Origin of the sequence: Bradyrhizobium sp. JYMT SZCCT0428 (genome assembly GCF_018131075.1) — a bacterium.
GTDB lineage: Bacteria > Pseudomonadota > Alphaproteobacteria > Rhizobiales > Xanthobacteraceae > Bradyrhizobium.
Genome location: NZ_JAFCLS010000004.1, coordinates 237753 through 261964, shown reverse-complemented (window position 1 = coordinate 261964; position 24212 = coordinate 237753). Strand labels below are relative to the sequence as shown.

The 24212-nt window shown below is 63.1% G+C and carries 24 protein-coding genes and 2 pseudogenes; 19 read left to right on the top strand and 7 right to left on the bottom strand.

All coding sequences use genetic code 11. From position 1 onward, the window contains the following. The first annotated feature begins 18 nt into the window (after window positions 1-18). Window positions 19-693, top strand: coding sequence for a spermidine synthase (locus JQ575_RS06220; RefSeq protein ID WP_212032351.1), 675 nt, complete (start codon window positions 19-21; stop codon window positions 691-693). A 60-nt stretch (window positions 694-753) separates the two neighbouring features. On the opposite strand, the gene JQ575_RS06215 is transcribed toward JQ575_RS06220, so the two are convergent. Continuing rightward, a complete protein-coding gene (locus tag JQ575_RS06215; RefSeq protein WP_212032350.1) occupies window positions 754-1215 on the bottom strand; it encodes a nuclear transport factor 2 family protein in 462 nt (153 codons plus the stop codon). 104 nt (window positions 1216-1319) lie between these two features. Continuing rightward, window positions 1320-2237 (bottom strand): alpha/beta hydrolase, encoded by a 918-nt coding sequence (locus JQ575_RS06210; protein ID WP_312015888.1) that lies wholly within the window; start codon window positions 2235-2237, stop codon window positions 1320-1322. 240 nt (window positions 2238-2477) lie between these two features. Between JQ575_RS06210 and JQ575_RS06205 the strand changes: the two genes are divergently transcribed. The 17 genes and pseudogenes from JQ575_RS06205 to JQ575_RS06125 all read left to right on the top strand — a co-directional run bounded on the left by JQ575_RS06205 (window position 2478) and on the right by JQ575_RS06125 (window position 17241). After that, entirely contained in the window at window positions 2478-2858 is a 381-nt protein-coding gene (locus JQ575_RS06205) for a poly(R)-hydroxyalkanoic acid synthase subunit PhaE (RefSeq protein ID WP_192737256.1), read from the top strand. Then, window positions 2855-3940, top strand: coding sequence for an alpha/beta fold hydrolase (locus JQ575_RS06200; RefSeq protein ID WP_212032349.1), 1086 nt, complete (start codon window positions 2855-2857; stop codon window positions 3938-3940). Before JQ575_RS06205 ends, JQ575_RS06200 begins: the two co-directional genes overlap by 4 nt. After that, a complete protein-coding gene (locus tag JQ575_RS06195; protein ID WP_212032348.1) occupies window positions 3937-4530 on the top strand; it encodes a GNAT family N-acetyltransferase in 594 nt (197 codons plus the stop codon). Before JQ575_RS06200 ends, JQ575_RS06195 begins: the two co-directional genes overlap by 4 nt. Window positions 4531-4772: 242 nt before the next feature. Beyond that, window positions 4773-5249 (top strand): phasin, encoded by a 477-nt coding sequence (locus JQ575_RS06190; RefSeq protein WP_212032347.1) that lies wholly within the window; start codon window positions 4773-4775, stop codon window positions 5247-5249. A gap of 192 nt (window positions 5250-5441) precedes the next feature. Beyond that, entirely contained in the window at window positions 5442-6728 is a 1287-nt protein-coding gene (locus JQ575_RS06185; RefSeq protein WP_212032346.1) for a DUF445 domain-containing protein, read from the top strand. A gap of 188 nt (window positions 6729-6916) precedes the next feature. Then, window positions 6917-7687 carry a triacylglycerol lipase gene (locus JQ575_RS06180; protein WP_212032345.1) on the top strand — a complete coding sequence of 257 codons (771 nt, stop codon included), beginning with the start codon at window positions 6917-6919 and terminating at the stop codon, window positions 7685-7687. An 82-nt stretch (window positions 7688-7769) separates the two neighbouring features. Further along, a complete protein-coding gene (paaX, locus tag JQ575_RS06175; protein ID WP_212032344.1) occupies window positions 7770-8639 on the top strand; it encodes a phenylacetic acid degradation operon negative regulatory protein PaaX in 870 nt (289 codons plus the stop codon). 75 nt (window positions 8640-8714) lie between these two features. Continuing rightward, window positions 8715-9707 (top strand): 1,2-phenylacetyl-CoA epoxidase subunit PaaA, encoded by a 993-nt coding sequence (gene paaA, locus JQ575_RS06170; RefSeq protein ID WP_212032343.1) that lies wholly within the window; start codon window positions 8715-8717, stop codon window positions 9705-9707. A gap of 10 nt (window positions 9708-9717) precedes the next feature. Continuing rightward, entirely contained in the window at window positions 9718-10005 is a 288-nt protein-coding gene (gene paaB, locus JQ575_RS06165) for a 1,2-phenylacetyl-CoA epoxidase subunit PaaB (RefSeq protein WP_192737264.1), read from the top strand. A 136-nt stretch (window positions 10006-10141) separates the two neighbouring features. After that, window positions 10142-10918 (top strand): 1,2-phenylacetyl-CoA epoxidase subunit PaaC, encoded by a 777-nt coding sequence (gene paaC / locus JQ575_RS06160; protein WP_212032342.1) that lies wholly within the window; start codon window positions 10142-10144, stop codon window positions 10916-10918. After that, window positions 10912-11415 carry a 1,2-phenylacetyl-CoA epoxidase subunit PaaD gene (gene paaD, locus JQ575_RS06155; RefSeq protein WP_212032341.1) on the top strand — a complete coding sequence of 168 codons (504 nt, stop codon included), beginning with the start codon at window positions 10912-10914 and terminating at the stop codon, window positions 11413-11415. Before paaC ends, paaD begins: the two co-directional genes overlap by 7 nt. A 2-nt stretch (window positions 11416-11417) precedes the next feature. Further along, complete coding sequence (gene paaE / locus JQ575_RS06150; RefSeq protein WP_212032340.1) at window positions 11418-12497, top strand: 1,2-phenylacetyl-CoA epoxidase subunit PaaE; 1080 nt, start codon at window positions 11418-11420, stop codon at window positions 12495-12497. 88 nt (window positions 12498-12585) lie between these two features. Next, window positions 12586-13038 (top strand): hydroxyphenylacetyl-CoA thioesterase PaaI, encoded by a 453-nt coding sequence (gene paaI / locus JQ575_RS06145; RefSeq protein ID WP_212032339.1) that lies wholly within the window; start codon window positions 12586-12588, stop codon window positions 13036-13038. Window positions 13039-13065: 27 nt separating this feature from the next. Continuing rightward, complete coding sequence (gene paaK, locus JQ575_RS06140; protein ID WP_212032338.1) at window positions 13066-14397, top strand: phenylacetate--CoA ligase PaaK; 1332 nt, start codon at window positions 13066-13068, stop codon at window positions 14395-14397. 139 nt (window positions 14398-14536) lie between these two features. Next, window positions 14537-14823 (top strand): annotated as a pseudogene (locus tag JQ575_RS06135) (GIY-YIG nuclease family protein); the annotation flags it as partial. 127 nt (window positions 14824-14950) lie between these two features. After that, window positions 14951-15955 (top strand): zinc-binding alcohol dehydrogenase family protein, encoded by a 1005-nt coding sequence (locus JQ575_RS06130; RefSeq protein ID WP_409364764.1) that lies wholly within the window; start codon window positions 14951-14953, stop codon window positions 15953-15955. Window positions 15956-16269: 314 nt separating this feature from the next. Beyond that, entirely contained in the window at window positions 16270-17241 is a 972-nt protein-coding gene (locus JQ575_RS06125; protein ID WP_409364765.1) for a YeeE/YedE family protein, read from the top strand. Between the two features lie 176 nt (window positions 17242-17417). On the opposite strand, the gene JQ575_RS06120 is transcribed toward JQ575_RS06125, so the two are convergent. From JQ575_RS06120 to JQ575_RS06105, 4 genes and pseudogenes are all read right to left on the bottom strand, one after another. Next, window positions 17418-18641 carry a bifunctional alpha/beta hydrolase/OsmC family protein gene (locus JQ575_RS06120; protein ID WP_212032336.1) on the bottom strand — a complete coding sequence of 408 codons (1224 nt, stop codon included), beginning with the start codon at window positions 18639-18641 and terminating at the stop codon, window positions 17418-17420. A 28-nt stretch (window positions 18642-18669) separates the two neighbouring features. After that, window positions 18670-19335: a sulfite oxidase-like oxidoreductase gene (locus tag JQ575_RS06115; protein ID WP_212032335.1), complete on the bottom strand. Its 666-nt coding sequence runs from the start codon at window positions 19333-19335 to the stop codon at window positions 18670-18672. Window positions 19336-19346: 11 nt separating this feature from the next. Continuing rightward, window positions 19347-20668: pseudogene (locus JQ575_RS06110) on the bottom strand (MFS transporter). A gap of 148 nt (window positions 20669-20816) precedes the next feature. Next, window positions 20817-22283, bottom strand: a complete 1467-nt coding sequence (locus JQ575_RS06105; protein WP_212032334.1) for an amidase — start codon at window positions 22281-22283, stop codon at window positions 20817-20819. 52 nt (window positions 22284-22335) lie between these two features. Here JQ575_RS06105 and JQ575_RS06100 point away from each other — a divergent pair, with 52 nt between their 5' ends. Then, entirely contained in the window at window positions 22336-23187 is an 852-nt protein-coding gene (locus JQ575_RS06100) for an alpha/beta hydrolase (RefSeq protein WP_212032333.1), read from the top strand. A gap of 137 nt (window positions 23188-23324) precedes the next feature. Here JQ575_RS06100 and JQ575_RS06095 read toward each other — a convergent pair whose 3' ends face one another. After that, on the bottom strand, window positions 23325-24101 hold the full coding sequence (locus tag JQ575_RS06095; RefSeq protein WP_212032332.1) for an SDR family oxidoreductase: 777 nt from the start codon (window positions 24099-24101) through the stop codon (window positions 23325-23327). Window positions 24102-24212 lie beyond the last annotated feature (111 nt).

Here is a 24212-nt window from a genome sequence, read left to right as displayed (position 1 = left end):
GTGTGCTAGAACCCCCAGATGATTCCCTGGGAAAAAATCGATACCGCGCGTGTTCCAGGCACCGACGCGGAACTGCGCCTGATGAAGCGCGGCGCCGAGTTTTCGATCATGCTCGGCACCAACGAGCTGATGAACAGCCGCCTCTCTGGCTCCGAAGCCGCGCTCGCCACCCTCGCGGTCAAGAAGCTGGAAGCGAACAAGAAGCCGCATCTGCTGATCGGCGGATTGGGCATGGGCTTTACGCTGCGCGCCGCACTCGCGGTGCTCGGCGCCGGGGCGCGGATCGTGGTGGCGGAACTGGTGCCGGCCGTCGTTACCTGGGGACGAGGCCCGATGGCGGAGATTTTCGGCGGCAGCCTGAACGATACGCGAGTCAGCATTCAGGAAGTGGACGTCACTGAAATCATACGGTCTTCCCGATCGAAATTCGATGCCATTCTGCTCGACGTTGACAACGGCCCCGAAGGCCTGACGCGGAAGGCCAATGACGGGCTCTACAGTTCAGCCGGATTGGGCGCGGCACATACGGCGCTGCGTCCCGGCGGCGTCCTGGCTGTCTGGTCGTCAGGTCCCAATGCACCGTTCTCAAAACGCCTGCGTGCCGCCGGCTTCGATGTGAACGAAGTTGCCGTGCGCGCCACCGGCAGAGGCGGCGGTGCGCGCCATGTCATCTGGATCGCGACGAGGAGCTGAGTTTCGCTTCGTAGGGTGGGCACGGCGCAAGCGCGCCTTTGTCCACCCTGCAGACCTCCCTCAGAACATCGTGTTGTTGTTTGCCGGATTCTCGGGGATCGGCTGGACGACGTCCCAATGCTCGACGATCTTGCCGTTCTCGAGCTTGAAGATGTCGATGATCGCGTTCCCTCTCGTGCCCGGCTCGCGAACCGCGTGGACATGCAGGATGACGTAATCGCCGTCCACGAACGAACGCTTGATCTCGCTACGGGAGTTCGGGAATTTCTCGCGCAGGAATCCGATGAACTTGCGAAAACCCTCGGGACCATCAGCGGCATTCGGATTGTGCTGGACATAGCGGTCGCCCATATAGGCGATCGCGCCGTCGGCATCTTTCTGGTTCAGCCCCTTCTCATAGAACTCGAGCACCGCTTTTCTGTTGGCTTCCTGCTGTGGCGAGGCGGCGTAGGCGCTCGGAGAGGCGAGAGCTAACAGGATGACGGCGGCCAGAGCGACGCGCGTCCGGAATGCAAAATCCATGTTCAGGCTCCATCTGACGATATCGGTGTGCGGTCTATAGTGCCCGATCCCGCCGGCCGGAAGAGGGCACCGGCCGCTCACAAAGTCACCTCGAAGTAACCTGATCAGGCCGCCTTCGCCGCGGCGCCATGGGCGTGCTTGTCGATGGCGTCGATGATCTGCGGCCACATCGGGATCGGCAGCGCGTGGCCCATGCCGTCGACCATGACCAGCTTTGCGCCGGGAATGGAGGCCGCGGTATCCTTGCCGCCCTCGGGCCGCACCAGCGGGTCGACCGTGCCGTGAATCACCAAGGTCGGCGCCTTCACCGCGCTGAGCCGCTCCTTGCGGCTGCCGGAGGCGAGCACGGCGCGCAGCTGGCGGCCGACGCCGGCCGGGTTGAGGCCGCGTTCATAGGTGCGTTCGGCGCGCGAGCGGTCGAGCGCTTCGTCTTCGGGGAACGAGCCGACGCGCAGGATTTTCCAGGTTTTCGCAAACCGCTCGAAATACTCTTCCTTGGTCGCGGGCGGCGGCGCCATCAGCATGGCGGCGGCTTCCCGTGTCGGCCCCGGCACCTTGGGATTGCCTGTCGTCGACATGATCGAGGTCAGCGAGCGCACCCGCGCCGGAAACGAGATCGCGACTTCCTGCGCGATCATGCCGCCCATCGATGCGCCGACCAGATGCGCCGACTTGATGCCGAGCACGTCCATCAGGCCGATCGTATCCTTAGCCATGTCGATCAGTTTGTAGGGCGCGGCGACCGGGATCTTCAGGAATTTCAGCTTGAGCAGTTCGAGCGCGCTCAGACGCTTGCCGCCGGTCATCCTTGAGGATTTGCCGATGTCGCGGTTGTCGAAACGGATGACGCGAAAGCCGCGCGCGGCAAGCTGGCGGCAGAAATCATCGTCCCAATGGATCATCTGGGCTCCGAGACCCATGATCAGCAGCAACGGTTCCGCGCCTGCGTCACCGAAGACTTCGTAGCAAATGTCGATGCCGTTGGCGTGGGCGATCTGCGGCGGCTGATGGGCAAGCGTCACGGCGGCAATCCTTTGATGGTATCTAGATGAGAACTGTATGCCACGGTTTACCGCATTGCAGAAGGCGTTGCACCGTCCCGGTAACCAGTTCTTTGTTTTGACGCGTTTTCTTGACGCGAACCGCTACCCACGTCGCTTGAAAACGCCATGTCGCCCGGTTGACCGGCACGCCGCAACGGTGTCGTATGGTGGAATAATATCGAGGCGTGGCAAAGCGCTCGTAACCAAGGGAGGGCGCCAATGGCCGACAAAGGCAATGATCCTGCCGTGATCTGGCAGACGATGATCGGGGAAATGGAAAAGGGGTTCAACTCCTTTGCCAATCAGGCGATGGCTTCGCCCGAATTCTCAAAAGTGATGAACCAGGTCGGCGGCGCCACGGCGGGCGCGCAGAAGCAGCTCGGCGAGCTGATGGAGAAATATCTCGTCAGCATGAACCTGCCGAGCCGGGCGCAAATGGTCGGCATGGCCGAGCGCATCCAGGGCATCGAAGGCCAGCTCAACGAGATCAAGGCGATGCTGCACCAGATCCATCACAATTCGCTGGCGCCGGAAGGCGGCTATGGCGCGGCGCGGCCGCCGCGCACCAAGCGTCCTCCGTCGGAGGGAGAGCAAAAATGAACGCGCCCGCAGCAGCCCTCGATCTGACGTCGATTCCCGAGCGGATCCAGTCCGAGGTGCAGCGCGCGATCCAGCGCAGCATCAAGGGCGTCGAATACATCTCCTCGTCGGGCCCCGCGCTGGGTTCGACGCCGAAGGACGTGTTGCTCAGCCGCGGCACGCTTAACCTCTATCACTACCGCCCCATTGCGGACGAAATCTACCGCGTGCCGATCCTGATCGTGATGGCGACCACCAACCGCGGCTACATTCTCGACATGGTGCCCGGCCAGAGTTTTATCGAATTCCTGCTCAAGCGCGGCTACGACGTCTACATGATGGACTGGACCGCGCCGAAGCCGGAGGAAAAATCGCTGCGGATGGAGGATTACGTCCTCGACTTCATCCCGGATTGCGTCCGCCGCGTGCAGCAGGATTCCGGCGAGAAAGACGTCACCGTGATCGGCTATTGTTTCGGCGGCGTGCTGTCGCTGCTGTACGGCTCGATCTTCAACGACGGACCGATGAAGAATCTGATCTGCTTCACCACGCCGATCGATTTCCGCGAGATGAAGCTGTTCTCGAATTTCTCTGACCGGCGCTATTTCGATGTCGACCGCCTCGTCGACAGCGTCGGCAATGTCCCACCCGAGATGATCCTGTCGTCGTTCGAGATGCTGCGGCCGGCGTCGCGCGCTGCCAGCCAGGTGCAATTGTGGGAAAACATCTGGAACGACGAATACGTCAAGGCCTACCGGATGATGGATCGCTGGGGCACCGACACCTTGCCGCTGGCCGGCGAGTATTTTCGCGCCATTACCAAGGACCTGATGTGGGACAACAAGCTGTTCAACGACACCATGAGTGTCGGCGGCCGTGCGGCCAATATTGCCAACATCAAGGTGCCGATCCTGCATGCGGTCGCCGAACACGATCACATCGTGCCCTATGACGCGGCCAAGCACCTGATCGCCAAGGTCGGCTCGTCCGACAAGGAAGAGGTGATCCTGAAGGGCGGCCACGTCAGCGTGGTCGCCGGCGCCAACGCGGTCAAGCGGCTATGGCCGAAACTGGACAACTGGTTAGGTAAGAGATCAACATGAGTGAAACACGTTCCTATCCGCGCCACGTCAAGACCGACGCCGGCGAGATCGAATTCCGCATGATGTCCCGCGCCGACGAGGCCGCGGTGCTCGCCTTCGCGCAAAAACTGCCAACGCATGATCTGCTGTTTCTGCCGCGCAACATCAGCCAGCCCAAGGTGCTGTCGGCCTGGATCAACGAGATCGAGCGCGGCCAGATCACGAGCCTCTTGGCCGTGAAGGGCGAGGCGGTGGTCGGTTGCGGCACGCTGGTGCGCGACCCGCACTCGTGGTCGCCGCATGTCGGCGAGATCCGGATGGTGGTGTCGCAGGACGTGCGCGGGCAGGGCGTCGGCCGGGCGCTGTCGCAGGAAACCTTCGCGCTGGCGCTGGGCGTCGGCCTTGAAAAGCTCTCGGTGCAGATGACCGTCGACCAGCAGGCGGCGATCGCGCTGTTCGAGAGCCTCGGTTTCAAGGCCGAGGCCCTGCTGCGGGACCACGTCCGCGACGTCGGCGGCAAGAAGCACGACATTGTCGTGCTCGGACACAATGTGGCGCAGGTGCGGGCCCAGCTGGAGGCCTACGGGCTTCCGGGCGCCGTCCAGCACTAAGAGGGCCGTCGAGCGCTAAGGGCTGTCCGGCACTGAATCCAGCCGTCCAGCATTAGACGAAAGTGGAACTTTTGCTGGTTCCCTAGGCAAACCGCTCATCAATGAGGCTCATCACGCATTCGTGATGTCGCGATGCAACATCGATGTTGCGTCGCACCATTAACTATGGCACAACGATCTCGCCCCGGGCCGAACCGGACGGGGTGAGCCCATAGCTCAAACCCGAGGATGGAGAGACCCCAATGACCACCGAAACCAATTCCGTGCTGAACACCGTCAAGGAAGCCTTCGCGCCCGTCACCGAGGCGTTCACCAAGCTCCAGAACCTGGAAGTTCCGGAAGCTGCCCGTGAGTTCGTGAAGAAGCAGGCCGAGACCGCGAAGGTTCGCGCCGCCGACATGCATGCCGGTTCCGAGAAGGTGACCGCTGCCATCGAGACCGCCGTTGCCGGTTCGGTTTCCGAGGCCGCCAAGATCAGCCGCAACATCCAGCAGGCGTTTTATCAGGACGCGGAAGCGTTCTTCGCCGGCATCGACAAGCTCGCTTCGGCCAAGTCGCTGAGCGAAGCCGCCCAGATCCAGTCGGACATGGTCCGTGCGCGTGGCGAAGTGTTCGTCTCGCGGGCGAAGGCCACCACCGAGTATCTCGGCAAGCTCGTCGCCGACAGCGCCAAGACCGCTCAGGACAACTTCTCCAAGGTCTACAGCAAGACCGCCTGATAGCGATCTGCCAACTGCCCTTTTTGAAGGCCCGCTTAGGCGGGCCTTCTTTTTGTCGGGTATTCACTTAGATCAGTCAGACCCTCATGATGAGGAGGCGCACTTGCGCCGTCTCGAACCATGAGGCCTCATCCTTCGAGACGGCGCTTCGCGCCCCTCAGGATGAGGGTCTGCGTTCAGTCGAAAGCCGCCATGACCGTCCCCCGCACATTCGCCGTAGACACGCCTGCCGATGCGCAGCGCGCCGCCGAACTGCGCCGGGTCAAACTGCTGGCGACGCTGGTGCTGGCGGCGACGTTTGCGATCTTCATTGCGGCGAGGGCGCTGCTGCCGATCCATCCGGCGTTCGGCTTCGTCGCCGCGTTTGCGGAGGCCGCCACCATCGGCGGCCTTGCCGACTGGTATGCGGTGGTGGCCCTGTTTCGCAGGCCTTTGGGGCTGCCGATTCCGCACACCGCGATCATCCAGAGCAACCAGCACCGTATCGCCGACAAGCTCGGCGAATTCATCGAGCAACATTTTCTGGAAGCGGCCCCGGTCGAAGCAAAATTGCGCCAGATCGATTTCGGCGCGTTCATTGCCGACTGGCTGCGCGACCGCAAGCGCAGCGAGGATCTCGCGCGCTTTGCACTGCGGCTGTTGCCCGAAGCGGTTGCGGCGACTGAGAATTCCGGCCTGATGACGTTCGTCAGCCGCCGCATCACCGCGCAATTGATGTCGATCGATCTTGCGCCGCTCGCGGCTGGCACGCTGCGCACCTTCGTGAAGGAAGGCCGGCACCAGGGCCTGCTCGACGACATCATGCGCGCGGTGCATCAATCGCTGACACAGGCCGAGACCATGGCTATGATCCGCGAGAAGATCCGCGACGAATTGCCGACACTGCTAAAACTCTATCGTGCCGACCGGTTCCTGGTGAACAAGATCGTGGCGTCGGCGACCGCGTTCTTCGAGGAAGTGCGCAACGATCCCAAGCATCCGTTCCGCGACGAGTTCGACCGCATGGTGCTGACCTTCGTCGATCGGCTCGGCAGCGATCCGGCCTATGCCGAGCGCATCCAGGGGCTGAAGCGCGATCTCCTGGCGCGCCCCGAACTGAGCAGCCTCGCGCGCCACATCTGGGAGAATGCGCGATCGTTCTTCGAGCGCAGCGCGTCAGGCGAGACGCAGGTGCTGGAGCAATATCTCGTGCGCATGTTCGTAACGGCAGGCGAGGCGCTGGCCGCCGACGCCGAAATGCGCGCCGAAATCAACCAGGGTCTGGTCGCCGTGCTGCGCAGCGTGGTCGCCGAACAGAAGAGCGGCGTCTCGACGTTCATCTCCGATCAGGTCAAATCCTGGGACATGGGGCAGTTGATTGCGCTGATCGAAATCAACATCGGGCGCGACCTGCAATACATCCGCTTCAACGGCTCGCTGATCGGTGGGCTTGCAGGATTGGTGCTTTACACCCTCGAGTATCTGCTGCGGCTCGTGTGACTATTTGATCACGTCTGCGCTTTTAATTGTCACAAGTGTGAAGTGGGCCGTTGAAAGAAGAATTCCGGTTCCCTAGCTTTTTACGAAATAATGTTGCGTTGCGGAACGATTCTACCAGGCTTTCGTCTTCCCACTGAACCAGTGGCCGGCTGCCGCAACTTAAGGGGCCGAGCCCGAGAGGAGATATGATGTCCGTTGCTGCGCAGACGCTTCGTCCGCCGTCCAGAACCCTGATGTTTCTGGAGGGGCGAGCGATTTCCGAATTGGGCGCTTTCCTTGGTGCCTTGCCGCTCCTGAGTCTGGCGCCGCGAGGCGACGGGCATCCGGTGCTGGTATTGCCCGGCCTCGTTGCGTCCGACACCTCGACGCGTCCGCTGCGCAGCTTCTTGAAGAGCCGCGGCTACGCCGTCAGCGGCTGGCGCCAGGGCCGTAATCTTGGTCTGCGCCAGGGTGTGCAGCACGCGATGGTCGATCTCGTCCATGAATTGAACGACACGCATGGCCGGAAGGTCAGCCTGGTCGGTTGGAGCCTGGGCGGCCTTTACGCGCGTCAGCTTGCCAAGATGATGCCGGAGCGCGTGCGCTCGGTGATCACGCTTGGCAGCCCGTTCGCATCCGGACCGAAGGCGACCAACGCCTGGCGCGTCTATGAAATGGCGAGCGGCCGCCGCGCCGACGAAGAGGACACGCGTTTCGGCGGGGCGCTGGCGGGCACGCCGCCAGTGCCGACCACCGCGATCTTCAGCCGTACCGACGGCATCTGCGCCTGGCAGGGCTGCAGGGAGCAGACCAGCGCGACGTCGGAGAGCATCGAGGTCGAAAGCAGCCATTGCGGCATGGGTCATCACCCCGCTGCGGTCTATGCCGTCGCCGACCGTCTGGCGCAGCTGGAAGGCAAATGGGCCCCGTTCGACCGCAGCGGCTGGCGCAGCATGGTGTATCCGAATCCGGATAGGTAATCGGGTTACCGATAGCTAATTCAGAACGCCGGCCTCGCGCCGGCGTTTTCGTGAATCTGCAAAACGCGCTATGCCTTGACGCATGCCGCAGCCGCTCGCCCGCATTGTCGAACAGCTCAAGCGCGAACCCTCGCGCACCGGCTCGATCGTCATCACCGTATTCGGCGATGCCATCGTGCCGCGCGGCGGTTCGGTGTGGCTCGGCACGCTGCTCGAATTCTTTGCCGCGATCGACATCGACAGCGGCGTCGTCCGCACCGCGATGTCGCGGCTCGCGAGCGACGGCTGGCTGGAGCGTAACAAGGTCGGCCGCAACAGTTTTTACCGGCTCGACAAGAAGGGGCGGCAAACCTTCGATACCGCCACCAAGCACATCTACGATCCGCCGCCGTCCGACTGGACCGGGCGGTTTGAGCTGCTGCTGATCGGCAATGGCGGGGACCGCGATGCATCGCGCGACGCGCTGAAGAACGCCGGCTTCGGCAGTCCGCTGCCGGGCGTGTGGGTCGCGCCGTCAGGCGTGCCGGTTCCGGAAGAGGCCGCGGGCGCGATCCGTCTCGAAGTCTCCGCCGAGGACGACAGCGGCCGGCGTCTGCTCAGCGAAAGCTGGCCGCTTCAGCGCACCGCCGACGCCTATCTGAAATTCATGAAAACCTTTGAGCCGCTCCGCGCCTCGCTCGGCCGCGGCGAAGTGCTCGCCGATACTGATGCCTTCACCGCGCGGATCCTCTTGATCCACCATTACCGCCGCGTGGTGCTGCGCGACCCGCTGCTGCCGGCACCGCTGTTGCCCCGGGACTGGCCGGGCAGGGCGGCGCGACGGCTTTGCGGCGAGATCTATCGCGGGCTGTTTCCTGCGTCAGAACAATGGCTTGACGACCATGCGACCAACGAAAACGGGCCGTTGCCGAAGCCGGGCGGGGCGCTGGCGCGCCGGTTCGACGGGACGTAAACATGTTACAAAAATAACTTGCATTCGTATTTTCTTGTTATATGTTGGAGGAAAGAACATACGGGGAGGTCGGCCATGTACACGCAGGCGCTCAATACGTCCGACGGCGATAACAGCCACATCGAGGACGCCGCACGTTCCGCAAACTTCCAGGCCCGCATCGATGCCGACGAGCGCATCGAGCCCAACGACTGGATGCCGGCGGCCTATCGCAAGACGCTGACGCGGCAGATTTCCCAGCATGCCCATTCCGAAATCGTCGGCATGCTGCCCGAAGGCAACTGGATCACCCGCGCGCCGTCGCTGCGCCGCAAGGCCGCACTGCTGGCAAAAGTGCAGGATGAATGCGGTCACGGGCTTTATCTCTATGCCGCGGCCGAAACGCTCGGTACCTCGCGCGAAGAGCTGGTCGATCTGATGCTGGCGGGGAAAGCAAAGTATTCCTCGATCTTCAATTATCCGGCGCTGACCTGGGCCGACATCGGCGCAATCGGCTGGCTGGTCGATGGCGCGGCGATCATGAACCAGATTCCGCTGTGCCGTTGTTCCTATGGTCCCTATGCGCGCGCGATGATCCGCGTCTGCAAGGAGGAATCCTTTCACCAGCGCCAGGGCTTCGAGATCATGGTGACGCTGTCGAAGGGCACCGAAGAACAGAAGGCGATGGCGCAGAGCGCGCTCGATCGCTGGTGGTGGCCGGTGCTGATGATGTTCGGCCCACCCGACAAGGCAAGCCAGCACTCGGACACTTCCACAAAGTGGAAGATCAAGCGTTTCTCCAATGATGAGCTGCGCCAGAAATTCGTCGACGCCACGGTGCCGCAGGCGCAATTCCTCGGGCTGACGATTCCAGATCCTGGCATGAAGCAGAACGCCAACGGCAACTGGGAATACAGCGCGATCGATTGGGAAGAGTTCAATCAGGTGCTCGCCGGCAACGGCCCCTGTAACCGCGACCGATTGGCGGCGCGGCGCAAGGCGCATGACGACGGCGCCTGGGTACGCGAAGCGGCGTTGGCTTATGCCGAGAAGCGCAAGCAGCGCCAGCACGCGCAAGCGGCGGAATAGGGAGATCGCCATGGCCACGCCGAACATGCCGCTCTGGGAAGTCTTCATCCGCAGCCGCAACGGACTCGCGCACAAGCATGTCGGCTCGCTGCACGCCGCCGACACCACGCTGGCGCTGCAGGCCGCGCGCGACATCTACACCCGTCGCGGCGAAGGCCTCTCGATCTGGGTGGTGCCGTCGAACGCGATCACCGCATCCGATCCCTCCGAGAAGGGCATGATGTTCGAGCCCGCGGAATCCAAGATCTACCGGCACCCGACCTTTTACGATGTGCCTGACGAAGTCGGACATATGTGAATCTAACCCCTCATGGTGAGGAGCGCGAAGCGCGTCTCGAACCATGAGGCCCCGATGGTGCTCGCCGCCATCCTTCGAGACGCGCGCAAGGGCGCGCTCCTCAGGATGAGGTCTGAGCAAGCAGTGAGACACTAACATGGCAGTCGCTTCCATCTTAGTCTCCGAAACCCCGCTGGTGCTCTACACGCTGCGCCGCGCCGACGATGCGCTGATTCTGGGCCATCGGCTGTCGGAATGGTGCGGCCACGCGCCGATGATGGAAGAGGACATGGCGCTCGCCAATATGGGCCTCGACCTGCTCGGCCAGGCGCGCGAGCTGTACGCCTACGCCGCCAAGGTCGAGGGTAAGGATAACGACGAGGACAAGTTCGCCTATCTGCGCGACGTCAGGCAGTACCGCAATCTGCTGCTTCTGGAACAGCCGAACGGCGACTTTGCCCGCACCATGGTGCGGCAGTTTTTCTATGCGGCGTTTGCCGATCTCTATTGGCGCGCGATGATGCAATCCGGCGATCCGACGTTGGCAGCGATCGCGGCGAAATCCGAAAAGGAAAGCGCCTATCACGTCAGGCATTCGTCGGAATGGATGGTGCGACTAGGCGACGGTACCGAGGAGAGCCACCGCCGCGCACAGAGCGCGATCGACGATCTCTGGGCCTATACCGGCGAGATGTTCCATCTCGACGAGGGCGAGCGCGGCCTGATCGACGCCGGCATCGCGATTGACCCCGCCAAATTGCACGCGCCGTGGCTCAAGACGGTTTCCGGCGTCGTCAATGAGGCGACACTGGCGTTGCCGAAGAGCAACTGGATGCAGCAGGGCGGCCGTGACGGCCGGCACAGCGAACATCTCGGCCATCTGCTCAGCGAACTGCAGTCGATGCCGCGCACCTTTCCGGGGGCGACATGGTGACGGTCATGCTCAGCGATGCCGATCTGCGCCGGCGCGCCTGGGATGCGGCCGCCCAAGTGGTCGACCCCGAAATTCCGGTGCTGACCATCGCCGACCTCGGCGTGCTGCGTGACGTGGCCGTCAGCGACGGTCATGTCGAGGTCGCGATCACGCCGACCTATTCCGGCTGCCCCGCGATGAACATGATCGCGCTGGAAATCGAATTGGCGCTGGAGCGCGCCGGCATCGCACGCCCAAAAATCCGCACCGTGCTGTCACCGGCCTGGACCACCGACTGGATGAGCGAGGACGGCCGCCGCAAGCTGCGGGAATACGGCATCGCGCCGCCGCAGGCGTCAGGCTCGCGCCGCGCGCTGTTCGGTGAGCAGCAGGTGTCGTGTCCGCAATGCGGCTCGGGAAATACGGAAGTTCTCTCCGAGTTCGGTTCGACCTCCTGCAAGGCGCTGTGGCGCTGCAAGAGCTGCCGCGAGCCGTTCGACTATTTCAAGTGTCATTGATCATGTCGCTCACACCCCGTTTCCACCGTCTTGCCGTCAACGACCTGCGCCGCGAAGCGTCGGATGCGGTGTCGCTGAGCTTTGCGATCCCTGCGGAGCTGACCAACGACTACAGTTTTGCGCCGGGTCAATATCTGACCCTGCGCACGACCATGGATGGCGAGGAAGTGCGCCGTTCCTATTCCATCTGTTCCGGCCCCGACGACGGCGAATTGCGCATCGCGGTGAAGAAGGTCGATGGCGGTGCGTTTTCGAATTGGGCTGCGGATGAACTGAAAGCCGGCGACGAGCTCGACGTGATGACGCCGACGGGGCGCTTCGGCGTCGCGCATGCGCCCGATCAGGCGCGGGTCTATGTCGGCTTTGCCGCAGGAAGTGGCATCACGCCGATCCTGTCGATCGTCAAAGGCGTGCTGGCGCGCGAGCCGAACAGCCGCTTCTTTCTGTTCTACGGCAACCGCTCGACATCGAGCATGCTGTTCCGCGAGGCGCTGGAGGAGCTGAAAGATCGCTTCATGCAGCGGTTCTCCGTCTTTCACGTCATCTCCGGCGAGGAACAGGACATCCCGATCCTGCACGGCCGGCTCGACGGCGAAAAGGTTCGCGTGTTGCTGCGTTCGCTGGTGCCGGCGTCGAGTGTTGATCACGTCTTCGTCTGCGGCCCGACGGGAATGAGCGAGGACATCGAAAACACCTGCCGCGAGATCGGAATTGCCGAGGATCGCATCCACGTCGAGCGCTTCGTCTCCGAGTTTGGCGGCAAGCCGCGCGCCAAAAAGATCGTCGAGACATCCGCGCCGCCGAAGGCGCTGGCCTCGCTCGTGATCGACGGCAAGCGCCGCGAGGTGCCGGTGGCCGAGGACGAATCCATTCTCGACGCCGCGCTTCGCGCCGGCATGGACCTGCCGTTCGCCTGCAAGGGCGGCATGTGCTCGACCTGCCGCGCCAAGCTGGTCGAGGGCGACGCACAGATGGAAGTGAACTATTCACTGGAGCCGTGGGAGCTGAAGGCGGGGTTCATCCTGACCTGCCAGGCCCGGCCGGTGTCGGACAGGGTCGTGGTGGATTACGACCACGTGTGAACCAAGCCGTCGCGTTTGACGGTGCGACGGCTAGACTAGCCGAATGACAGAGGCCTGTTGCAACAGGCCCGATGACAGGGAGACCGCAGTGAACGTCAATGCCACGCTTTCGCCCGACGACCTCGCGCGCGCCTGTGCGGACGCGATGTGGAAGGAGGACGACGCCAGCAAGGGCCTTGGCATGCAGATCGTCGAGATCGGGCCGGGCCGGGCGACGCTTTCGATGACGGTCAGGCCGGAGATGGTCAACGGCCAGCGCATCGCCCATGGCGGCTTCATCTTTACACTCGCGGATTCAACTTTTGCTTTTGCCTGCAACACCCATAACGAGCGCGCGGTCGCGGCGCAGTGCCATGTCACGTTCATCCGGCCCGGCAAGCTCAGCGATGTGCTGGTGGCGAGCGCGCGCGAGATCTCCCGCAGCGGCAGATCGGGCATCTACGATGTGCAGGTCACCGCGGGTGACGTTGTGATCGCGGAATTCCGCGGTCATTCCCGCACCATCGGCGGCGCGTGGCTGCCGGGTACGACGGTCAAATAAACAAAACGATCCTTGAGGAAACGCGCGATGGCTTCGACCAAGCTTCAATCCAGTGCAGGCGGCTACCGCGCCGAGTTGGACGCCGCGGAGCGCGCCTCCCGCGACGAGATCATGGCGCTGCAAACAAAGCGCCTCGCCTGGTCGTTGGCGCATGCCTACGACAATGTCGCACACTACAGGAAGGCCTTCGACAAGGCTGGCGTGCATCCCGGCGATTTCAAGCAGCTTTCCGACCTCGCGAAATTTCCGTTCACGGTCAAAACCGATTTGCGCGACAATTACCCGTTCAACATGTTTGCGGTGCCGCGCGAGAAAATGGTCCGCATCCATGCCTCGTCCGGCACGACCGGCAAGCCGATCGTGGTCGGCTACTCAAAGGCCGATATCGATGTATGGGCCGATGTCATGGCGCGTTCGATCCGCGCCGCCGGCGGCCGCACCGGCATGATCATGCACAACGCCTATGGCTACGGCCTGTTCACCGGCGGCCTTGGCGCGCATTACGGCGCCGAGAAACTCGGCTGCACCGTGGTGCCGGTGTCCGGCGGCATGACCGAACGGCAGGTGCAACTGATCAACGACTTCAAGCCCGACATCATCACGGTGACGCCGAGCTACATGCTGGCGATCCTGGACGAGTTCAAGAAGCAGAAGCTCGATCCCCGCAAATCCTCGCTCAAGTTCGGGATATTCGGCGCCGAGCCCTGGACCAACGCGATGCGCGTCGAAATCGAACAGGCCTTCGATATGGACGCAACCGATATTTACGGGCTCTCGGAAGTAATAGGCCCCGGCGTCGCGCAGGAATGCGTGGAGACCAAGGACGGCCTGCATATCTGGGAAGACCATTTCTACCCCGAAGTGATCGACCCCGAGACCGGCGCGGTGCTGCCGGACGGCGAGAAGGGCGAACTCGTCTTCACCTCGCTGACCAAGGAAGCGTTTCCGATCATCCGCTACCGCACCCGCGACCTGACGCGGCTGCTGCCGGGCACAGCGCGGCCGGGCATGCGGCGCATGGAAAAGGTCACCGGGCGCTCCGACGACATGATCATCCTGCGCGGGGTCAACGTGTTCCCGACCCAGATCGAGGAGGCGCTGCTCGCGACCGACTGGTGCGGCGGGCATTTCATCATCGAATTGACGCGCGAAGGCCGCATGGACGAAATGACCGTGCTGGCGGAAGCCCGTCCCGAACATTGGGACGGCAGCGGTCTGCCGGCGCATACGGAGAAAGTCGCAACCTTCATCAAGAATACCATCGGCGTCACTGCCCGCATCAAAGCCGTCGCTCCCGAGACCCTGGAGCGATCGCTCGGCAAGGCGAAACGTGTTTACGACAAGCGCCCGAAGGGGTAGGTGCCGTCCCTCATGGTGAGGAGGCGCCCTTGCGCCGTCTCGAACCATGAGGCCACAGCCCGGGCCTGCATCCTTCGAGACGCGGCGAAGACGCCGCTCCTCAGGATGAGGGTTGACAGCGGTGAATGGGAGATCGAGCGTGGATGAAGGTGCCTTTCTCTACATCCTTAGATGCTCTGATGGAAGCTTCTACATCGGAGTAACGCGGACTGCGTTGGAGATGAGAATTGCCCAGCATAACGCCGGAACATTCGGCGCTATACCGCAGCTCGGTTGCCTGTGACGCTGGTATTCTCGCAGTGGTTCGACCGGATCACCGACGCCATCGAGAACGAGCGCAAGCTCAAGAAATGGAGTCGGGCGAAGAAGGAAGCCCTTGCAAGAGGTGATTCCGCATCTTTACGGCAACTTTCAGCGCGCAGAACGCCGCATCCTTCGCGCGACAGCCGACAACGGACTGACAATTCTCTTGAACTCAGCATTCAGTCCGGTAGTCATGGTGCCTGTTCGACGCCAAAGAGCGCGCTCAAATGAAAAGACGCTGGAGTTCCTGTTGAAATCTGAAGGTCAATCGATCAACGCCCGCTGCGTGCGTCTCGTGGAAAAGGTCGCCGACGCGGCCTCGCTTGCGCCCGTCATCGAGATCCACGCATTATCCCGCGCCGCGAACGAGCTGCTGATCGAGGTCAAGGCTGCCGCCGTCAATCCGTCTGACGTCAAGGCCGCGACCGGCCTGATGTCCTATGCGGTGTTTCCGCGCACGCCGGGCCGCGACTATGCGGGCGTCGTGATCGACGGGCCGGCGGGATCGATCGGGCGCGAAGTGTTCGGCTCGTCCGGTGATCTCGGCATTCGGCGCGACGGCACCCATGCCACGCATCTCGTGGTCGAAGCCGATGCCGTGGTGGAGAAGCCCAAAAGCATTTCGTGGGAGGAGGCCGCCGGCATCGGCGTTCCCTTTGTGACCGCGATGGAAGGGCTGCGCCGCGCCGGCATTCCAAAGGCCGGCGAGACCGTGCTGGTCATGGGCGTCAACGGCAAGGTCGGGCAGGCGGCGGTGCAGATCGCGAGCTGGCACGGCGCGCGCGTGATCGGCGTCGTCCGCAGGGACGAACTATATGAAGGCCACGCCAATTCGAAGGTCGACGTGATCAATGCCTCCGCGACCGATGTCGCGGCGCGGGTGCGCGAACTCACCGGCGGCAAGGGTGCCGACATCGTCTTCAACACCGTCGGCGATCCCTATTTCCAGGCGGCGCATAAATCGCTGGCGTTGCGCGGGCGCCAGATCCTGATCGCCGCGGTCGACCGCATCGTGCAGTTCAACATTCTGGAGTTCTATCGCGGCCAGCACACCTATGTCGGCATCGATACGCTCGGCCTGTCGTCGGTCGCAACCGGCGCGGTGCTCAGGGAATTGGGCCCGGGCTTTGCGAGCGGCCACCTGAAGCCGTTCCCGATCAAGCCGGCCGCGATCTATCCACTGGAACAGGCCAAAGCCGCTTTCATCGCGGTGGCGGGTTCGTCGCGCGACCGCGTGATCCTGCGCCCGGTGTAAATCCTCGCGGACAGAACTTTTTCCCCGTTGCAGCGGGAACGAAACCAGTCGCATTCCGGTTGGGATCGATTGTTTTATTCTCTCATCGTCCCGCTGCGCGAAAGCTTCATTCTTTGTTCTCCCCTGCCGTGGACGCCAACATGCATGCGCCGCTATAGCAGGGTGAAATCTGTAGCATATTTATGCTGTCGCGGCCGATATCGCCGAACGCTCCAAAGGAAAATGCCGTGGAAGGCCCTGCGAACATCATTGTGCTGAGCGGACTGCTGATCGGTCTCGTTTACGGCGCGGTCGGCCTGTTGAGCGGCTTCTGCATGCTCTCGAGCCTGCGCGGCTGGTGGGCGGAAGGCGACGGCCGTCTGGTTCGCACCTACGCGCTCGCGATCGGCATCGCGGTGGCATCGACGCAATTGCTGGCGGCGGCCGGCCTCGTCGATCTCGGCAAGTCGATATACCTGCAACCATCATTTTCGGTGCCGCTGATGTTTGTCGGTGGCTTGCTGTTCGGCTACGGCATGGTGCTGTCGAACGGCTGCGGCTCGCGCGCGCTGGTGCTGCTCGGGCGCGGCAATCTCCGCTCTTTCGTGGTGGTGATCGTGCTCGGCATTTTTGCGATGATGACGCTGAAGGGCCTGATCGCGCCGGCGCGCATCGCGATGGTGCAGGCCTCGCAGACCACGACGACGGTGAACTCGGTGCCGGCGCTGCTGTCGGCGTTCGGCCTTAGTGAAATCACGGCGCGCATGTTGGCGGCGTCCGCCGTCAGCGCCGCGCTGATCATCTTCGCCTTCGCGCACGCCCCGTTCCGGAAATCGCCGGGCCAGGTCGCCGCCGGTCTGGTGATCGGCCTTCTGGTGGCGGGAGGCTGGTTCGCCAGCGGCTATCTCGGCGCCGACGACTTCAATCCGACGCCGGTGGTGTCGCTGACCTTCATCGCGCCGATCGCCGATGCGTTGCAATATGTCATGCTGTCGACTGGATCGACGCTGAATTTCGGCATTGCCACGGTCGGCGGCGTGCTCGCCGGCAGCCTGATCACGGCGCTGGCGACCGGGCGTTTCCAGCTGGAAGGTTATCAGTCGCCGCGCCACATGCTGCGCTCGGCCGGCGGCGCGGCGCTGATGGGCGCCGGCGGCGTGATGGCGTTCGGCTGCTCGATCGGGCAGGGACTGTCAGGATTTTCGACACTGGCATTGGCCTCGTTGATCGCCGTTGCCGGAATACTGGTCGGCACCGCGCTCGGCCTACGTGGCGCACTGCGCGTTCGTCCGCTGGCGACGGCCTAGCTTCTTCTCCCTCGCCCCGCTCTTGCGGGGTCGAGACGAGCTATGCTCGCTCTTAGAGGGTTGGGGTGAGGGGCTGCTTCCGCACAATTGGTGTGAGTTGATAGACCTGTACCCCCTCACCCGGATTGCTTCGCAATCCGACCTCTCCCCGCAAGCGGGGCGAGGTTAAAGCAAGCTCACTCCGCAGCCTTGGTCACGATCCGGATTTCCGACGTCAGCGTCCGGTGTACCGGGCACTTGTCGGCAATCTCCATCAAGCGCTGGCGCTGATCGGCGTCGAGCGCGCCCTCGATCGAGATCACGCGATCGATCTGGTCGAGCATGCCGACGCGGGTTTCGCATTCGGCGCAGTCTTCCGCATGGATCTTCTTGTGCTGCAGCGTCACCGTGACGCGATCGAGCGGCAGCGATTTGCGGTCGGCATACATCCTCATCGTCATTGAGGTGCAGGCGCCAAGGCCCGCCAGCACGAAGTCATACGGCCCGGGCCCTGAGTCCTGGCCGCCGGCGGCAACGGGTTCATCGGCCAGCATCCGGTGCGGCCCTGACGTGACGGTCTGCTGGAATTTGCCGGCGCGGGTTTCGCGCACCACGACATTGCGCGGTACGTCGCCGCGTTCGGCGGTCGCTTGGACCGGAAGCGGATCAACATAGCGTTCGGCCCAGGCGGCAATGACGTCGGCGACATAGGTGGAATCGCGCTTGTTGCTGAGCAGATGATCTGCCCCCGACAGCGACACGAAACTCTTCGGATGTTTTGCAGCAACGAAGATATTCGTCGCGTTGTCGATCCCGACGGTGTCGTCGGTCGGCGAATGCATGATCAGCAGCGCCTTGTGTAATTTGGCGACATGCGCCATCAGGCCATGCTCGGCGATGTCGTCGAGGAATTCACGCTTGATGTGAAAGGGGCGTCCGGCGAGTTGAACCTCGACCTTGCCTTTCGTGCGAATGTCCTCGATGCGATCCCTGAACAAATGCGTGACATGGACGGGATCGGAGGGAGCCGCGATGGTGACGACCGCTTTGGCATCGGGGATTTGCCTGGCAGCGGCGAGGATCGCCGCACCGCCGAGGCTGTGACCGATCAGGATCGTGGGCGCCTGCCGGGTGTCGCGCAGATGATCGGCGGCGTGGACGAGGTCGGCAACATTCGACGTAAAGGTCGAGTTGGCGAAATCGCCTTCGCTGGAGCCTAAGCCCGTGAAGTCGAATCGCAGCACCGCGATGCCGCGGGCGGTTAGCGCGGTCGCGATGCGTTTGGCCGCCAGCACATCCTTGCCGCAGGTGAAACAATGGGCGAACAGCGCATAGGCGTGGATTGCCCCGTCGGGCTTGTCCAGCGCGGCGGCAAGCTGATGGCCGCCTTCACCGGAGAATTGAAAGCGTTCGGTCGGCACGGGCGTTCTCCCTTGGCTCACTAAGGCGTCAGTCGCTGGAATAACGCTGCTCCGCCCACGGGTCGCCGCGGTTGTGATAACCGCGGACTTCCCAATAGCCCGGCGCATCCTTATCGAGGAATTCGATGCTCTGCAGCCATTTGGCGCTCTTCCAGAAATACAGATGCGGCACCACCAGCCGCACCGGGCCGCCATGGTCCTGCTCCAGCGGCTGGCCGGACCAGCTGTGGGCGAGCAGGGCGTCTTCGGCGGCGAAATCCTCCAGCGCAAGGTTGGTGGTGTAGCCGTCATGCGAATGCAGCACCACGAACGCCGCCTCGTCGCGCGGCCGGCACGCCATCAGGAGGTCGCGGGTCGAAAGACCCTCCCATTGATTGTCGTAGCGCGACCATGTGGTGACGCAATGAATGTCGGACAGGAATTGCGTCTGCGGCTGCGCGGTGAACTCGGCAAAATTCCAGAAGATCGGATTTTCGACCGCGCCGTAGACGTCGAGCCGCCAGCGCTCGCGCGAAATGCTCGGCGTCAGGCCGAGGTCGAGCACCGGCCAGTCGCGCGTCAGGTGCTGGCCGGGCGGAAGGCGCTGCTCCTCGGGACGGGTAACTTTGCCGGTGAGGAATTTTCCCTCGCGCGCCCAGCGCTCCTTGCTGCGCGTCAGCTTGCTCTCCGGCGGCGGCTCGGGGTCGTCGGTCATGTCAGGACCTGTCATTCGTGACGATGCATCGCCGATTCATGTTTGGTGTCGCGCATCGTCGCATAGATGATCAGCGAGAGAAAGATCATGCCACTGAGATAGTAGTAGAACCAGTCCTCATGTTCCAGGCTCTTGAAGTACAGCGCGACCGCAGGCGCCGTGCCGCCGAAGACGGACACCGTGATCGCATAGGGTAGCCCAACGCCGAGCGCACGGACATTGGTCGGGAACAGCTCGGCCTTCACGATCGCGTTGATCGAGGTGTAACCGGCGACGAAGATCCAGGCGGCGCAGATCAGCAGGAACGCCGTGAAGGGCGACTTGGTCTCTTTCAGCGTAGTCAGGATCGGGATCGTCGCCAGCGTGCCAACGACGCCGAAGAAGATCAGCAGCGGCTTGCGGCCGATGCGGTCGGACAACGCGCCATAGATCGGCTGCAGCAGCGTCGCGAAGATCAGCGAGCCGAAAATCACGAACGTGGTCTGGTCCTCGGTGAGTCCCACCGACAGCTTGACGAAGGTCTGCATGTAGGTGGTGAAGGTGTAGAACGCCGCGGTGCCGCCGGCGGTGAGGCCGACCACCAGCAACAGCTCGCGCGGGTATTTCAAGAGGCCGGTGATCGAGCCGGAAGGCTTGCTGACCTTCTTGGCTTCCTCGAACGCCTCGGTCTCATGCAGGCCCCGCCGCATCACGGCGGCGAAGATCGCGAGCAGGGCGCCGATCACAAAGGGGATTCGCCAGCCCCAATCCCTCAGTTCTTCCGGCGTCAGGAACACCTTTTGCAGCAGCAACAATACGATGATCGCGGTGAGCTGGCCGCCGATCAGCGTGACGTATTGGAGCTCGAATAGAATCCGCGGTGTTTGGGGTCGGCGACCTCGCTGAGATAAGTGGCGCTGGCGCCGTATTCGCCGCCAAGGCTGAGGCCTTCGATGATGCGCGCCAATGCGAGGATGCAGGGTGCCAGCATGCCGATCGAGGCGTAGGTCGGCGTCACAGCGATGATCAGCGATCCAAAACACATGCAGACCACCGACAGGGTCAGCGACAGCCGCCGTCCGTAGCGGTCGGCGATGGTGCCGAACAGCCAGCCGCCGAGCGGCCGCATCAGGAAGGTCGCGGCGAACAGCACGGCGGCGTTGAGCTGCTGCACCACGGGATCGCTGTTGGGGAAGAACGCCGGCGCGAAGTACAGCGCAAACGCGGTGTAGGCGTAGAAATCATACCATTCGACGAGGTTGCCGATCGATCCGATGAAGATCGCCTTGATCCGCCGCTCGACGTCGGCGATGTCGAGATGATCGCCAGTGGCTTTGATGACTTGATCTGTCATGCTTGGTCTCCAAGTACGTAACTGTAACCCCGGTCATCCCGGTTCAGCGTGTCCTTCCGAACAGCACCGGTAACTGCCGATGGCTGCGCACGGTTCCCCCCGGTACGGCGCAAGGCATTTGTAGGGCGATGCCACGGTAAGTGGACCTTTACTTCGGCGCGCGCGGTTCGATCGGCGTGGTGCCGCGCACACCCAGAATGTCTTCCAGCAGCCTGGCGCCGGCCAGGAGCTGCGCCTCGCCGCGTGGCTTGGCCACCATCTGCAGTCCGACCGGCAGGCCCGAGGCCGTAAAGCCGCACGGCAGCGACAACGCGGGGCAACACACCAGCGTGATCGCGTAGACGATGCCGAGCCACTCGACATAATTGTCGAACTTCTTGCCGTCGCATTCGGCGACGTAGCGGTTCTCGACCGGAAACGGCGCCACGATGGTGGCGGGCGCCAGCAGCAGGTCGTATTTGTCGAAGAATTCCAGCGTGCGTGCGGTCATCGCGACGCGCTGCGCTTCGGCGCGCTCGAGCTGCTCGACGGTCAGCTTGAGGCCTTCCTCGATGTTCCAGATCACTTCGGGCTTAAGCTGGTCGCGCTTGGTGCGCAGCAGCTGCGCCTTGCTCAGCGCGAAGTCGAACGCGCGCAGCACGTGGAAACATTCATGGGCTTCGCGCAGGTCCGGATGGGCTTCCTCGACGATGACCCCGAGCTCGGCGAAACGCTGCGCTGCCTTGCGGGTAATGGCAGCGACTTCGGGATCAACCGGCGTGATACCAAGATCGGGCGAATAGGCGATGCGCTTCGGCTTGTTGCCGGCGCGAACGGCGGACAGGAACGAATTCGGCAGCACCGGCAGCGACAGGGGATCGCCGGGGTGTTCGCCGCTCATCGCGTCGAGCAGCAAGGCGACGTCCTCGACATTGCGCGCCATCGGGCCCTGGACGCCGAGGTTGCGGTCGATCGCGGCGGCGAGCGTGTGCGCGACGCGGCCGATGCTCGGCCGCAGCCCGACGATGCCGCAGAAGCTCGCAGGATTGCGTAAGCTGCCGCCCATGTCGGAGCCGTGCGCGAGCCAGGCCGTGCCGGTCGCGAGCGCCACCGCCGCACCGCCCGAGGAGCCGGCGGCGGAGCGGGACGTGTCCCAGGGATTGCGCGTCGCGCCGAACACTTCGTTGAAGGTGTTGGCGCCGGCGCCGAATTCCGGCGTGTTTGACTTGGCGTAGATCACGCCGCCGTTGTTTTCGAGATGCTCGACCAGAATGTCCGATTTCGCCGGGATGCTATCCTTGTAGATCGGCGAGCCCTGCGTGGTCAGCACGCCTTCGACCGCAGTCAGATCCTTGATCGGGATCGGCAGACCTGCGAGCAGGCCGCGCTCGCCGACCGGCTTTTTCATCAGCGCTTTGGCACGGTCTCGGGCGCGGTCGAAGCACAGCGTCGGCAGTGCGTTGACGGGGCCGTCGACTTCGGCGATGCGCTTTTCCAGCACGTCGAGCAGATCGAGTGGCGTGACTTCACCCGCTCTCAATTTGCCAACGATGGCACACGCCGTCTCTCGCACCAGCCCCTGATCAGCCACTTTGTTCTCCGCGGTTTCGTGGTCGTGAATGGTGCTGTAGAACATTTCTTGGCAAAGTGGAAACGCGCCTACGTCGTGGCTGCACTGGAGATTTGGAATGCCGGCATTGTTTTCTGCGCTGGACTGGCGCGCGATGAACCAGCAAGAGCGCGATCTCGGCTTCAACAATGTCGTCGCCGTGCCCGGGGCCATCGAGCTGGTCGCGGGCTGGGAGCAGCGCTCCGCCGACCTGCGCAAGCGCTTCCCCGACCAACTCGACCTCCGCTATGCCCCGCGCGAGCGCAACCGGATCGACTTCCTGAAAGCCGCCGACAAGGCGCCGACGCTGCTGTTCATCCACGGCGGCTATTGGCAAACCCGTGCCAAGGAGGCCTTTACGGTGTTCGCCGGAGGCCCGATGGCGCACGGCATCAATGTGGCGCTGATCGGCTACACGCTGGCGCCGGATGCGACGCTCGACGAGATCGTCGCCGAAATCCATTCCGGCGTCGATTATCTCACCGGACAGTTGCCGGCGCTCGGTGCGGCCGGTGACGACATCGTGGTATCCGGCTGGTCCGCCGGTGGCCATCTCACCTCGATGGCGTTGTCGCATCCCAAAGTGAGGGGCGGGATGGCGATATCAGGCATCTTTGACCTCGAGCCGATCAGGCACAGCTATCTCAACGAGAAACTGAAGGCCGATGAGGCGACGTCGCACCGCAACTCGCCGATGATGATGGCCGGCGGTCCGCTCAAGCCGCTGTCGCTGGTAGCCGGCAGCGCCGAGCTGCCGCTGCTGCGCAAGCAAACCGCCGACTTCGCCGCCCACCGCGCCAGATACGGCTTGCCGGTGACCTATGAGGAAATTCCCGGCGCCGACCATTTTTCGATCATGCACGAGATGATGTCGCCGACGGGAAGGATCACGACGCTGATCCGGCAGTTGTTTGAACGGACGGCGGGTTAAGTTGGATCGTCATTCCGGGGCCATGCGTAGCATCGAACCCGGAATCTCGAGATTCCGGGTCTGGTCCTTCGGACCATCCCGGAATGACGAATCCCATATCGCTTCGCTCCTCGCAATGACGGTTGTGCAGGGGAGACCTAACCCCACCCCGCACTGATCCCGCCATCCACCGTATAAATCACGCCCGACGTGTACCCCGAACGGTCCGAGGCCAAAAACGCCATCAGGTCGCCGATCTCGCGCGCATGCGCAGGGCGGCCGAGCGGCAGGCCCTTCTGGAATTCCTTGTAGCGGTTCTCATCGCCGAACTGGTTTTTCGCGCGGGTCTTCAGCAGCGTGACGTGGCGGTCGGTGCCGACGGGGCCGGGATTGATGCCGACCACGCGGATGTTGTCGGCGAGGCTCTTGCCGCCTAATGCACGCGTGAACGCCATCAGCGCGGCATTGCCGGCGCTGCCGCAGATGTAATTGGCGTCGAATTTTTCACCGGCCGCACCGATGTCGTTGACGATGACGCCGTGGCCGCGCGCCTTCATCTGCGCGTAGACCGCGCGGGTCAGGTTGATGTAGCCGAACACTTTCAGTTCCCAGGCGTGACGCCATGTGGCCTCGTCGATCTTGTCGATCGAGCCGCCCGGGATATCGCCCGCATTGTTGACGAGGATATCGATATCCGTCGTATCTTTCACCAGTTTCTCGATGTCGGCCGGGTTGCGCAGATCGACGACATGCACCGAGGCATCGATCTGGTGGGCCGAACGCAGGCGATCGGCCAGCGCCTTCAATTGTTCGCCGTTGCGGGCTGCCAGCCTGATGTCGCAGCCTTCCTCGGCGAAAGCTTCGGCCGCGGCGGCGCCAATGCCCTTGGAGGCGCCGGTGATCAGGACGCGCTTGCCGCGCAAATGCAGATCCATGGGAATTCTCGCTTCATGAGGTATCGGGGGAGTGGTCGACGAAATTGGTAGGCGGTCGGCCCATCAGCGGTCAACATTGCACTGCAGCGTTGCACCCGCGCGCCGTTTGGT

Excerpts from the sequence above, each read along its gene's own strand:
- paaB (WP_192737264.1), top strand. The coding sequence starts at position 9,718 with ATGGCCACGCCGAACATGCCGCTCTGGGAAGTCTTCATCCGCAGCCGC.
- JQ575_RS06185 (WP_212032346.1), top strand. The coding sequence starts at position 5,442 with ATGACCGTCCCCCGCACATTCGCCGTAGACACGCCTGCCGATGCGCAG.
- JQ575_RS06100 (WP_212032333.1), top strand. The coding sequence starts at position 22,336 with ATGCCGGCATTGTTTTCTGCGCTGGACTGGCGCGCGATGAACCAGCAA.
- JQ575_RS06205 (WP_192737256.1), top strand. The coding sequence starts at position 2,478 with ATGGCCGACAAAGGCAATGATCCTGCCGTGATCTGGCAGACGATGATC.
- paaA (WP_212032343.1), top strand. The coding sequence starts at position 8,715 with ATGTACACGCAGGCGCTCAATACGTCCGACGGCGATAACAGCCACATC.
- JQ575_RS06115 (WP_212032335.1), bottom strand. The coding sequence starts at position 19,335 with ATGACCGACGACCCCGAGCCGCCGCCGGAGAGCAAGCTGACGCGCAGC.
- paaX (WP_212032344.1), top strand. The coding sequence starts at position 7,770 with ATGCCGCAGCCGCTCGCCCGCATTGTCGAACAGCTCAAGCGCGAACCC.
- paaD (WP_212032341.1), top strand. The coding sequence starts at position 10,912 with ATGGTGACGGTCATGCTCAGCGATGCCGATCTGCGCCGGCGCGCCTGG.
- JQ575_RS06105 (WP_212032334.1), bottom strand. The coding sequence starts at position 22,283 with ATGTTCTACAGCACCATTCACGACCACGAAACCGCGGAGAACAAAGTG.
- paaK (WP_212032338.1), top strand. The coding sequence starts at position 13,066 with ATGGCTTCGACCAAGCTTCAATCCAGTGCAGGCGGCTACCGCGCCGAG.
- paaE (WP_212032340.1), top strand. The coding sequence starts at position 11,418 with ATGTCGCTCACACCCCGTTTCCACCGTCTTGCCGTCAACGACCTGCGC.
- JQ575_RS06095 (WP_212032332.1), bottom strand. The coding sequence starts at position 24,101 with ATGGATCTGCATTTGCGCGGCAAGCGCGTCCTGATCACCGGCGCCTCC.
- JQ575_RS06180 (WP_212032345.1), top strand. The coding sequence starts at position 6,917 with ATGTCCGTTGCTGCGCAGACGCTTCGTCCGCCGTCCAGAACCCTGATG.
- JQ575_RS06195 (WP_212032348.1), top strand. The coding sequence starts at position 3,937 with ATGAGTGAAACACGTTCCTATCCGCGCCACGTCAAGACCGACGCCGGC.
- JQ575_RS06125 (WP_409364765.1), top strand. The coding sequence starts at position 16,270 with ATGCTCTCGAGCCTGCGCGGCTGGTGGGCGGAAGGCGACGGCCGTCTG.
- paaC (WP_212032342.1), top strand. The coding sequence starts at position 10,142 with ATGGCAGTCGCTTCCATCTTAGTCTCCGAAACCCCGCTGGTGCTCTAC.
- JQ575_RS06190 (WP_212032347.1), top strand. The coding sequence starts at position 4,773 with ATGACCACCGAAACCAATTCCGTGCTGAACACCGTCAAGGAAGCCTTC.
- JQ575_RS06215 (WP_212032350.1), bottom strand. The coding sequence starts at position 1,215 with ATGGATTTTGCATTCCGGACGCGCGTCGCTCTGGCCGCCGTCATCCTG.
- JQ575_RS06200 (WP_212032349.1), top strand. The coding sequence starts at position 2,855 with ATGAACGCGCCCGCAGCAGCCCTCGATCTGACGTCGATTCCCGAGCGG.
- JQ575_RS06220 (WP_212032351.1), top strand. The coding sequence starts at position 19 with ATGATTCCCTGGGAAAAAATCGATACCGCGCGTGTTCCAGGCACCGAC.